Raw genomic sequence first — 12,322 nt, 5'->3', positions numbered from 1 at the left:
GTTGCCTGAAAGGAAAAAGATGTCTGAGTTTAAGGGTGGTGTTTTCTTAATCGACAAACCTGCAGGGTTGTCCTCGTTCGGTATTGTTCGCCGGGTCAAAAAACTGCTTGGTATCAAGAAGGTCGGACATGCAGGAACCCTGGACCCCTTTGCCACTGGTCTTTTAATAGTATGTGGTGGACGGCCTGCCACAAAGATGATTTCCTCTTTCATGGATGGGGAGAAAGAGTATCTTGCAACGCTGTATCTCGGGAGAAGAACAACAACTCTGGACCCTGAAGGTGATATTGTTGATGAAAGAGATGTCCCTCATCTGAATGAGAAGGAGATTGAACAATGTCTTTCCCATTTCAGGGGCGACTTGATGCAACGACCGCCAAGTTATTCGGCGGTTAAATATAAAGGAAAACCTCTCTACCATTATGCGAGAAAAGGGATTACAATTGAAAAGGAACCTCGCCCGGTTACAATATATGAACTCGAAAGGTGTGGAGAGAGGGGAGCTGTAGGACCAATACATCCATTGCTGAAGCTTCGGGTTGTCTGCAGTAAGGGTACATACATACGGACCCTGGCAGACGATATCGGTACGAAATTAGGCTGTGGTGCATATCTTCAGGAATTGAGGAGGACCCGTAGCGGTGTCTTCTCGGTTCAACAGGCAATTCGCGGAGACGATCTTCTAGAGCCCTCAGAATATGAAAGAGTTATGGCCGGGATGATGTCTGTGGAAGATGTGCAGAAATTATTGCAATAATCATGATTATTGGATATAAAGTCAGGTCGACTGCATTTTGGCCACTATAGATGGCCCAGCGTGTATCATGCTAAAAAAAGCAGAACAATAAGTACTTGCATTATTGATGTGTTGTGCGAATAAAGAGATTTATGGGTACGCCACCTACTCTTGAAGGTCGCCAAACAGGCTACATTATAAGATGCGGCCTCCGTGTACGAGCCTATCTACCTCGGAAGCGGGAATGAAACTGATAACTATCTTGAAGAACGATTGAGTATAAAGCTACTGGAGGACTGTTGTGGCACAAACAACCGCTAAAAAAAGCGAAATTATCGAGAAATATAAAGTTCACTCCTCAGATACAGGTTCCTCAGAGGTGCAGATTGCACTGCTGACAGACCGTATCAAGTATCTGACCGAACATTTCAAGACCCATAAAAAAGATCATCATTCCCGTCAGGGATTGCTGAAGCTTGTTGGCCAGCGCAGGAGCCTGCTTGACTATCTGAAGAAAAAAGATATCACCAAGTACAGGAGCCTGATTCAGGATCTTGGTATCCGTAAGTAGTAATAGCTGCCGCAGGCACAGATACGTTATACGTACGGCAGTGCCATTCGTACCTCAGGTCGTTTTCTTCACAGGGAAGAAATATGCGGCCTGAGGTTTTTGTTGTTGTAGGTATGAGGAAAAAGAAAATAGCATACGGGGCTGGTGGATAATCCGGTCGGAAAATGGCGCTGGGCATTTCCCTGATGCTGAACATCTGGAGAAAACATGTATACAAAAGTTGAAGCCGAAGTAGGTGGGAAAACTATTTCCATCGAGACCGGCAAAATTGCCAAACAGGCATCAGGATCTATAATAATCACTTGCGGTGAGACGGTGGTGCTGGTTACTGCGGTTGGCGCAAAGAAGGCACGCCCGGACGCCGATTTTTTTCCGCTTACCATCGAGTATCAGGAAAAGCTAGCATCTGTAGGACGTATCCCCGGTAACTATTTCCGGCGTGAAATAGGACGGCCGAGTGATCACGAAGTCCTGACCTGTCGTCTCATCGACAGGCCTCTTCGCCCACTCTTCCCAGAGGAATATGCTTGCGAAACCCAGGTTATCGCAACTGTTCTCTCTGCCGATCTGCAAAATAATCCGGATGTACTGGCGCTTACAGGTGCATCCTGTGCCGTCACCCTGTCTGACCTCCCGTTTAACGGTCCGGTGGCGGGCGGTCGAGTCGCATATGTTGACGGGAATTATATCCTGAATCCGACCAAGGATGAACTGACAGATTCAGCAATGGATATCGTCGTTGCCTGCACCAGGAAGGCTGTTGTCATGGTCGAAGGCCAGGCAGACGAACTGACTGAAGATGAAATCCTGTCTGGTATCTTTTTTGCGTATGAGCAACTTCAGCCGCTTATCGATCTACAGGAAGATTTGCAAAAGACTAACGGTCGTACCAAGCGTGAACTTACACCGATTAGTGTCGATGAAGAGTTGATGGCCAAGGTTCGTGAGATTGCCGCCAATGATATGGAGAAGGTTGTTACTACCTCCGACAAGATGGAAAGATATGACCTCTATGACGAGTTGAAGGATCGTGTCGTAGCTGAACTCGACGAAGATGGAACTCGTAAGAATGATATAGGTGAGTACCTTTCTGATTACAAAAAGGACTTGATGCGTTCGCGGATCGTTGAACAGGAGACCCGGATCGACGGTCGTAAATTTGACGAGGTTCGCTCAATCTCCTGTGAGGTTGCTTATCTTCCGAAAACTCACGGTTCAGCCCTTTTCACCCGTGGTGAAACCCAGGCCATCGTGACCGCGACACTTGGGAGCGAGAGAGATCAACAGCGTGTTGAGACACTCGGTGGTGAGGTCAACCACAAGTTTATGCTGCACTATAACTTTCCTCCCTTTTGTGTTGGCGAAGCGCGTTTTCTAAGAGGCCCTTCCAGAAGGGATATCGGTCACGGTACTCTGGCAAACAGAGGACTCTCAGCCGTTATGCCTTCAGAAGAGGATTTCCCCTATTCCGTACGGGTTGTCTCTGAGGTCATGGAATCCAACGGGTCTTCCTCCATGGCGACTGTCTGCGGTGGTTCCATGGCACTTATGGATGCCGGTGTACCCATTAAAACACCTGTCTCCGGTATTGCCATGGGGCTAATCAAAGAAGGTGAGAAGGTTGTAATCCTTTCAGATATACTCGGAGATGAAGATCACTTAGGAGATATGGACTTCAAGGTCGTTGGTACCTGTGACGGTATTACCTCTCTGCAGATGGATATCAAGATCGACGGCGTAGACCGTGAGATCATGTCCAATGCCCTTGCCCAGGCAAAGGATGGCCGTATCCATATTCTCGGTGAGATGAAAAAAGGTATTGCCGAGGCCAGAGACGACGTCGCAGATCATGCCCCGAAGTACTTCGTTCACAAGATCAACCCTGATAAGATCCGAGATATTATCGGACCTGGTGGCAAGATCATTAAGGAACTGTCTGCCGAGTACGATGCCAAGATTGAAGTCGATGACTCCGGTATGGTGAAAATGTTCACTTTGAACGGTACATTGGCCGAAGCTCTGGTTGAAAAAGTCAAAGAGATCACCGCGGAAGTTGAGATCGGTGCTGTTTATAAAGGAACCGTTAAAACCATTAAGGATTTCGGCGCATTTGTTGAAATTTTGCCTGGCACCGACGGACTTGTGCACATCTCTGAGCTTGACACCAAGCGCGTCGCGAAGGTAACTGATGTAGTGAGCGAAGGTGACACCATTGAGGTCACCGTGCTTGATGTCGATAACCGCGGTCGTATCCGGTTAAGCCGTAAGGCACTGCTTCAGGATTAGTCTTAATAGTCCTGGAATATATCATGAAGGCCGACTCCGGAAATGGGGTCGGCCTTTTTTTATTGTCTTTCATAAACGCTAACGATTTGTTATGAGCCACCTAAGGAACGTAGAGGTTGAGATTTCATGGATCGAGCCTCAATCGACCAGGGATCTTCATCTGCCAGCTTATGAAACATCCGGGTCAGCAGGTATGGATATAGAGGCAGCTATTCAATCTGAACTTATTATTGAGCCGGGTCAGATCGTGCTGATACCTACAGGTTTTGCGGTTGCCATTCCGGCAGGTTACGAATTTCAGATTCGTCCACGGAGTGGCCTGGCAGTCAAACACGGGCTGACAATCATCAACAGTCCAGGGACTATCGATTCTGATTATCGGGGTGAGGTGAAGATAGGTCTTGTTCATTTGGGAAAAGAACCATTTCGATTAAAACGTGGAGATCGGGTGGGGCAGATGATCCTGGCACCGGTTGTCACTGCAAAATGGAAAAATGTTGAAAGTCTAGATGAAACGAAACGTGGAAGTGGCGGATTTGGTCATACCGGATTGAGGTAGCAGCATGCAATTTTCAGTGCTCGGGAGTGGTAGTAAGGGAAACAGCGTCTATGTTGAAAGCAATGGTACTGGAATACTGATAGATAACGGTTTTTCAGGCAAAGAATTAGACTCCCGTTTACGTAGAATAGGCAGGAGCCTTGACAATGTATCTGCAGTCTGTGTGACCCATGAGCATAATGACCATGTTCATGGGGTCGGGGTTCTTTCCAGGCGGTGCAAAATACCTGTGTACGCTAATTCAGGAACATTCCAAGGGGCTGAGCATAAAGTAGGAAAGCTGCATAAGAGGATGGAGTTTAATACAGGTGATAAAGTGGGGATTGACGGACTTGAAGTACACTCCTTTGCTGTTTCACATGATACCGCCGATCCGGTGGGGTATGTGATAAGTGATGGTAGCCGTTATCTTGGTTATTGTACAGATACCGGTACAGTCACCCGCTTGATGGAACTTCGTCTCGCTGGCTGCCACGCACTTATCCTGGAATTCAACCATGATCCTGAAATGCTCAAAAGCGGACCGTATCCTCTGCCATTACAGCAACGTGTGCGCTCAAAACAGGGTCATTTGTCCAATGAAGATGGTGCATCCTTACTGCACGCTCTCATGCACCCGACTTTACGTTATGGGGTTCTGGCCCATTTAAGTGAAACCAATAACCTGCCACATCTTGCAATTGATGCAGCCAGTCCTTGTTTTCACACCGGATATAATGCAGAGATGGTGGTGGCGAGTCAGGGACAGCCAACGGCGTTGCTGTCCCTTTGAGATGGTGAGATCACTTTGGTAAGACGATTCGTTCTTCTTTCTTGCGCTTGGGGTTGGCTCGGTACAACACCAGGGTTTTACCGATAATCTGTACCAGGTGGCTACCGGTTGCCTGGGCCAGTTCCTGCCCCCCATCCTGTTTTTGGGTGGAGCTGTTTTTCCCTATCTTCACTTTGGCTAGTTCGCGTAGCTTTAGTTCATGGTTGATGGCTTCTATGACACCTTCTGTAATGCCTTCCTTGCCTATCTGGATAGCTGCGGAAAGAGGGTGAGCCAAGCCTTTGAGGTGTTTTTTTTGTCTACTGGTGAGCTCAAAAAGCTCTTTTTTATCTGTGTCTGACATATTAACTCGTATTATTGTTTAAGCCTGTTTCAGCATTTTTTAGCCGAACAGGTTGCTAAATATCTCATAGCCGCCAACCCAGGTTCCGATAAAGGAGCCTAGACCGGTAAATATGAAAACAAGGAAGACCCTGAGTAGTTTGTTTTGCCACCAGCCTCTGAAGGTGGCTATATCTTCACCGACAGATTCAAATTCGCGAACTACCGGTGGGCGGGTCATGACCTGGATAAAGGCTGTAACATACCCAGCCCCGATGACTGGGGTGAGACTGGTGAGCGGGGCTGCAGTAAAAGCTCCGATGGTTGTCGCGGGATGGGCAAGAGCGAGCAAGGATCCTATTGCTGCGGGTATGCCGTTCGCCAGGACCCAATAGAGCAGATTTGCCCCTGCAACACTTATTCCCTTCATAAAACCAATGGCCACAATGGAACCGATGATCATGATCGGTATGGTCCAGCCAAGTATCTTCCAACTTTTTGAAACAGGAGGAATAGTTGTTATCTCGTCGAGTGTGTTGTTGTTGTCCTTTTCAAGATATGACAGAATTCCGGCAACATGACCGGCACCGACGACTGCGACGATTTTATCACCAGGTGCCTGTTTGATTTTTTCGGCAAGGTAGATGTCTCTCTCATCGATGAGAACCCGTTTAAGATCGGGGAAGGATTGACCCATTTCATCCATCAAGCCTGCAAGTACATCCTTTTTCTTCATTTCTTCAAGCTGTTTTTCGTCAATGTCTTCCGTATCAAAAACAGAAGCCAGCAGTGAAGAGAGGAGGTACGTCTTCTTGAATAGCGAGGTTGATTTCCAGGCGCGCCTTAGGGTGATGCGAACATCCCGGTCACATAGCGAGATGGGAATATTTTCACGGTTTGCCGTCTGGGCTGCAGCCAGCAGTTCAGCACCGGGAGTGACACCGAGTTTGCCTCCAAGACGCTTCTGGTAGGAAGCCATGAGAATACTGACCAGCAGGGTAGAGAGTTGTTTGTTCTTTATAACTGTTTTGAGATCGAGTGCCTGCCATTGGTCTTTCTTGGTCATGGCCTGATATCGCTGCTCGTCGAGTTCGATACAAACACGATCGGGGGACTCCCCGATAATGACCTTTTCAACAAGATTGACGGATTCCTGGGATACGTGGGCCGTGCCGACAAGAAAAATGGTTTTCCCATCTCGTTCCACACGATGAACGTCTGAGCTATACTCGTTCACTAATTCTTCTGTTTCTGTCATGATTTATGGCTATGAGGACTGGTAGCTGGATCGACGCATGTGCAGAACAATCTCCAGACATGTTTCTTTAACCCTATTATGCGGGCATCTACACAATAGGGTTCATGATCCAAAAGGCAAGAGGGAGGTGTATCGCTAAACGAGCTTTTACCTAGACTTTCTTCAGCTTAAGCCGACTCCCCGGGTGAATAAGGTTGGATTTAAGATTGTTCCATTTTCGGATCTGAGCAGCGGAAATATTGAACTTCCTGGAAATCTTCCAGATCGAGTCTCCGTTTCTAACCTGGTACCAGTCATACTGTTCATCAGCACCGGAAGATGATGGGATTCGTTTTTTATTGTCTGATAAAATAGTGATTTGGCTGGAAACCGGTGATTGCTCGGTACTGTTTGCGGCTAAAACCTTATGAGCTTTAGCAGTTATCATTGATGCTGTTTGCGTTGTACTGTTTGCCGGGCCACCTTCTTTCTTGATGTAGAGGGCAAGTTGTTGACCTGCACGAATACGGTGCACACTCTTAAGACCATTCCAGGAGACGATCATTTCTTCAGGGACACTGTATCGAGTTGCAATTTTTGAGATGGTTTCTCCATTCTTGATCTTGTGGAGAATCAGGTTGTCTTTGTAGGCTGCTAATTGTCTACTGTCACCTTCCGGTAAGAGTTGGTACTTTACCGTACTGTAAGGGATTCGCAAATTTGTGCCGGCGACGAGTCTCTGCGAGCGCAGGTTGTTAACTTTAAGAAGTGTAGTGGTATTGATGTTATATTTCTTGCAAATTGAATGAACTGTGTCTGCATTTTTGATGGTGTGGGTCTTGTAACCGGTGCTTACATAACGATGCAATCTGTCGATATTCTTCTGAGCCAAAACCATATTGCCTGGTGGAATTTTTACGAAATATTCACTTTTATTAAGCGGAGTCTTTCCTGTTCGCAGTTCCGGGTTGAGGTCTTTTATGGTTTTAACTTTACTGCCGGCAATGAGGGCAACTGCATCCAGGCTCAGGCCCGGGCCCACCTCGAGTGATTCGTATTCAAGCGGATCCGCATAATTGATATTGGTGAAGCCGAAATTTTCCGGGTCTTTACTGATAATAATTGCGGCGATCAGTTTGGGCACATACCTTTTTGTTTCAAGACGAAGGTGTTTTTTCTGGGCGAGATCCCAGAATGTATTGACGTTATGTCGCCGCATACCCGATCTTACCTTACCTGGCCCAGCATTGTAGGCGGCGACAGCAAGATGCCAGTCTCCAAACTCCTTATACAGGTCGGATAGGAAGGCGATTGCGGCGGTGGTGGACTTCTCCAGGTCGCGCCGCTCATCTATATATTTATTAATAGCCAGATTGTATTGACGTCCCGTCGCACTCATGAACTGCCAGAGGCCTACAGCGCGGGCTCTGGAGTATGCACGCTGGTTATAACCGCTTTCGATCATGGCAAGATAGGCCAGGTCCTGCGGTAATCCGGCCTTTTTTAATTCGGCCTTCATATAAGGGAGATAACGGGTGGAACGCGCCAGCCAGCGGCTGAAGATCTTGTGCTGCCGGGTCTTGTAAAGCTCAATATACGCTTCGACTTGTTTGTTCATGACGACTGGGAAATCGTATTTGACCTCCCTGGCGTTCATTGGCTCTGTTGCTTCTGATGTTTCATGCACCCACTGACCTGTTTCGCTCAGTGCTTCCAGTTCCTGATCCAGACACACTTCCTGTTCCGACAGCACAAGTTGCATCTCAGGATCGTCGTGTTGCTGCTGAACAGGTTCCTCGACAGACCCCTGGAATTCCTTTAGCAGGTTAAGGGATTTGTCAGCTATACAACCGGTAAGAAATAAGGGAATTGTGAGGCAGGATGACAGGATAAGTAATCTGAAAAGACTCTGACGCATAAGCAACAGTAGGTAACTCCATATTAGTATCGGGCCTGATCAAATGGATTGAACCGGTCCGGAAAAGTGTATTGAGATCTGTGGCATAACTGTGTACATTCTGGTCAGTTTTTCAGCTGTCACCACACTGGACCATATTTAAAACCGATGCGTCTTGAAAATGCAAGGATTATGAAACTTCAGCAATGCAGTTTCAGCAGGAAATACAAGGTTTTTTTTGAACAGGTCACGGACCTGTTCTTTGGTTGGCAATTGTCGGAAGGAAAGGCGCGAGAAACTTATGGGAAAAAACACGTTGAATTTCCAACAGATAGTGAAACGCTCTCTGTTTAAACGAACATATATGTTGCTGTTATATCGGCAAATTGGGCAGTCATGCTAAAAAAAATATTTCTGTTTTTATTCTTTCTCTGTTTTTCTGCTGCAGTTGCGGGGGGCGGATTCCTCTACTGGCAGATCGTATTAGAACCCGGAGATGAGATCGATGCCAATAATATTGATGCCATTCTGGGAAAAGAAAGCCCCGTTTTCTATAACGACAATCAGACTCAGCTTGGGGTCTTTTTTGATAAGGCCCATCGGCAATATGTGACATTTAGCGAAATTCCAACGGATTTTGTCAATGCCCTGGTCGCGGCCGAGGATAATCGCTTTTTCAGTCATTTTGGATTTGATGTGTTCGGTATTGCTCGTGCAGCCATCAAAAACATTGAGGCAGGGAGAGTTGTACAGGGAGGCAGTACCCTGACCCAGCAAACAGCGAAAAACCTGTTCAAGCGAACAGAACGATCCTTTAAGGCAAAGTTCAAGGAGCTGCTCTATGCGTTACGTCTTGAATACCATTATCCCAAGGAGAAGATCTTTGAGTTCTACGCCAACCAGTTTTATGTGAGCGGAAACGGTCACGGACTCGGGGTTGCCGCTCGCTATTATTTCGATAAAGAACCCAAAGACCTTAATCTCGTGGAGTGTGCCTTTATTGCCGGTAGTGTTAAACGCCCCAACTATTACAACCCGTTTATAAAAAAGACCAAAGAGGCATCAGATCTGGCCAGGGAAAGGGCACGTACCCGCCTGAAATATGTGCTGGATAAAATGCTGGAGCTCGAGATGCTTGGTTTTGGAGGGTATCGCGAAGCACTTTCAAAAAATATCAATTTTAATCAGGGCCAGGTCGGTTATTCCCTCGATTATGTCATGGAGATGGTGAAAGATGCTGTTTCCGGAGAGGAGGTGACACAAGCCCTGGCCCAGCACGGTGTCAATAACGTTTCTACTTCCGGTATCCGGATTATAACCACCGTGGACAAAGATATTCAGGAGAAAACACTCCATGCCTTACGGCATGATCTCTCTAGAATCGATGTGCTGCTCAGTGGTTATGAACGTGAAGAGGTGCAACAGAGATATGCTGAGACAACCTTCAAAGGTGACCGGGAACTGACAGTGGGAGCATTTCTGTTTGGAAAGGTCGAATCATTAGGAGAAAAGGGGGAGGATTATTTTTGTACTATCGATTTTGGGAGAAAGATCGGTACAGGTCTTCTCGACAGGAGGAGTTTCGAGCGATTGGCGGAGGCTCGCGTTAAATGGCAGAAAAACCTTTGGGCCGAGTCCCGGAGCGGGGATGTAAGGTCTCTTTATGAGCAATTGCAGATCGGTGATCTGGTTTGGGTTAGCGTCCGGGGAAAAGATGAGAACGGGACCGTCCTGTTGGAGCTGGAAAAATATCCGTTAGTTCAGGGTGGTGCTCTGGTTCTGCAAAACGGTGCAATCGTTGCCATGAGCGGGGGCGTGGAAAACAGGTTTTATAATCGTGCCGTCTATGGTCACCGTACCATGGGATCTTCTTTTAAACCATTTCTGTTTACTGCCGCTTTGCAGCTGGGCTGGAACAGCAGCGACCTATTGCGAAACAAACGTGATGTCTTTGTTTTTCATAATCAACCCTACTTTCCAAGGCCTGATCATAAGAGCCCTTTTGAGCAGGTTTCCATGAGCTGGGCTGGTGTGCATAGCGAAAACGTTGCCTCCATCTGGCTGTTGGCGCATCTCTGCGATAAACTCACCCCGACTCAATTTCGTGAGGTTGCCGATTACCTCGGGTTAACTCCGCGTGTAATAGATGGCGAGCAGGAGCCTTACAGGTCTTACCGGACCAGAATTCGTGACCGTTTTGGTATTGTTATAAATAAGAGTACCTTAAAGAAAGGGGCATTCAGGAATGCTGTCAAAAACAGTGAAGCGGATTTCATGTTTGAGAACATGGTTGATCAGTTCACGTTTTTTTCCAACCTTCATTATGGCTTGAATTTTGACCAGTATAGTGAGCAGGTCAGAGAAACCGGCAATTCCGATGAGCTGACGAATACTGAATGGAATGAACTTCAATTTCGAAGAGATGTACTCGATGTGAATTATCTCAAACTTGAGCAGATTCGTGAATCGTTACAAGTCTTTCGCAGCATGGTCGAAGATCCTTTAGGCGTCTTTCAGCAGGACCTGATGGAGTCGAAGGATTTCTCCCTTCTCTATTACAATCGGTTGATTGATAAATATGTTTTTCTTCCTGCCTCCAAAGCCAAACCGGATATGGAGTGGATTTCCAGGTCACGGCTTCGGGAGCAGATTTTTGAGATGATGCCCTGGGAGCGTGATGAATTCTGGCGTGAAATACGCCTTTACGACCTTGTTTCAGTCGGTTCGTTTGATCTGCTGGCGGCGCTTGTTGAAGAGGAGTATAAGAGGTTGCAACGTTTGCCACCTTATAGTTTTGAAGTGCTTTCAGCAATTGACGATTTCAGGATTTATACCGGATTGAGGTACCTGATTAGTCTCGCCTCAAAGATGGGTATTCGTTCAAAGATGGAGCCTGTTCTTTCTTTTCCTTTAGGAGCAAACGTAACTACTTTGCTGGAAACCACCAGGATGTACGAGACCTTGGTAACCGGCAAACTGACTACATATGGTCTGTCTCCCAACCAAGAGGAGAACGACAATCTGTTGATCATTGACAGGATCGAGTCCGAGGATGGGAAACTGCTTTATAAGCCTGAGCGAAGACATGTAAAGGTACTGGATGATAAAACCAGGATCGCTCTGGGGCATATCCTGGAAAATGTCATCAAGTTCGGGACCGGCAGAAAAGCTGATAAGCAGGTACGGTTGCAGGACAGGGAGGATAAGGGGAGTGAGATTAATAGTCTTGATCTGTCTGTTCCGCTTTTAGGAAAAACCGGTACGGCGAACAGATATACCAATGCCTCATTCTATGGATATCTGCCAGGTCTTCACGATGGTGCCGAAGGGCTGACTGTTGAGGATGGGTATGCGGTGGGTGTATATGCGGGCTATGACGACAATGATCCCATGCGCAAAGGTACTATCCGTATTACCGGGTCATCCGGTGCCTTGCCTGCCTGGATAGATATTGTCAATGAATTGGTTGCCCATAACGAATACGGTTCACGAATGGATCCTGTTGATCTTTCATTTTCCGGGTTGCAACTGCAATGGGAGCAGTTAGGGCAGCAGAACCTGGCCGTCGATAAGGATAACGGCGGGATTGTACCCGAACCTGTTACACCTGTGAGTGCTGCTAACAGGTATTCCCCTTCAATTCTCACTTTTGGGGAAGTGGACACAGCTGGCAGGTATGAACCAGCCAGATATTTTGAGCCGTTCTGGAAAGTAGCCGGCTCGGGTAGCAGATAGCTGAGAGAATTGAAAAGGATCCTTTGGTTGAATTGTAAAGCACATATGGTACCATTGTCGGTAGTCTGATTATTTAATCGTCCTTGTGCCATTCTCTATTACATCTTTAAATGGACAAGGGGCAGGGTTTGTTCACTGTCATGACAGGTGGATTTCTACAGGGAAACGGGAGGGGGACATTCAGACTGGATTATTGATAGATTAAACA

9 protein-coding genes are annotated in these 12,322 nt (G+C 47.0%); 6 read left to right on the top strand and 3 right to left on the bottom strand.

Translation table 11 applies throughout. The features are described from left to right. The first annotated feature begins 19 nt into the window (after positions 1-19). The 5 genes from truB (at position 20) to GA520_RS13585 (ending at position 4,924) form a co-directional block, all read left to right on the top strand. Entirely contained in the window at positions 20-757 is a 738-nt protein-coding gene (gene truB / locus GA520_RS13605) for a tRNA pseudouridine(55) synthase TruB (protein ID WP_163338369.1), read from the top strand. Between the two features lie 280 nt (positions 758-1,037). Beyond that, positions 1,038-1,307, top strand: coding sequence for a 30S ribosomal protein S15 (rpsO, locus tag GA520_RS13600; protein WP_163338370.1), 270 nt, complete (start codon positions 1,038-1,040; stop codon positions 1,305-1,307). Positions 1,308-1,514: 207 nt separating this feature from the next. Continuing rightward, positions 1,515-3,593, top strand: coding sequence for a polyribonucleotide nucleotidyltransferase (gene pnp, locus GA520_RS13595; RefSeq protein WP_163338371.1), 2,079 nt, complete (start codon positions 1,515-1,517; stop codon positions 3,591-3,593). 91 nt (positions 3,594-3,684) lie between these two features. After that, positions 3,685-4,152, top strand: coding sequence for a dUTP diphosphatase (gene dut / locus GA520_RS13590; protein WP_163338372.1), 468 nt, complete (start codon positions 3,685-3,687; stop codon positions 4,150-4,152). Between the two features lie 4 nt (positions 4,153-4,156). Further along, positions 4,157-4,924, top strand: a complete 768-nt coding sequence (locus GA520_RS13585; protein WP_163338373.1) for an MBL fold metallo-hydrolase — start codon at positions 4,157-4,159, stop codon at positions 4,922-4,924. A gap of 10 nt (positions 4,925-4,934) precedes the next feature. On the opposite strand, the gene yhbY is transcribed toward GA520_RS13585, so the two are convergent. From yhbY to GA520_RS13570, 3 genes are all read right to left on the bottom strand, one after another. Further along, positions 4,935-5,267: a ribosome assembly RNA-binding protein YhbY gene (gene yhbY, locus GA520_RS13580; protein WP_163338374.1), complete on the bottom strand. Its 333-nt coding sequence runs from the start codon at positions 5,265-5,267 to the stop codon at positions 4,935-4,937. Between the two features lie 39 nt (positions 5,268-5,306). Then, positions 5,307-6,503, bottom strand: coding sequence for a TraB/GumN family protein (locus GA520_RS13575; RefSeq protein WP_163338375.1), 1,197 nt, complete (start codon positions 6,501-6,503; stop codon positions 5,307-5,309). 151 nt (positions 6,504-6,654) lie between these two features. After that, positions 6,655-8,400 carry a LysM peptidoglycan-binding domain-containing protein gene (locus tag GA520_RS13570; protein ID WP_240910159.1) on the bottom strand — a complete coding sequence of 582 codons (1,746 nt, stop codon included), beginning with the start codon at positions 8,398-8,400 and terminating at the stop codon, positions 6,655-6,657. A 375-nt stretch (positions 8,401-8,775) separates the two neighbouring features. Here GA520_RS13570 and GA520_RS13565 point away from each other — a divergent pair, with 375 nt between their 5' ends. Continuing rightward, positions 8,776-12,114, top strand: a complete 3,339-nt coding sequence (locus GA520_RS13565; RefSeq protein ID WP_163338377.1) for a transglycosylase domain-containing protein — start codon at positions 8,776-8,778, stop codon at positions 12,112-12,114. The last annotated feature ends 208 nt before the right edge of the window (positions 12,115-12,322 follow it).

Origin of the sequence: Desulfopila sp. IMCC35008 (genome assembly GCF_010646885.2) — a bacterium.
Classification (GTDB): Bacteria; Desulfobacterota; Desulfobulbia; order Desulfobulbales; family Desulfocapsaceae; genus Desulfopila.
The sequence above is the reverse complement of the archived record's forward strand: the minus strand, read 5'-3'. Positions and strand labels throughout refer to the sequence as shown.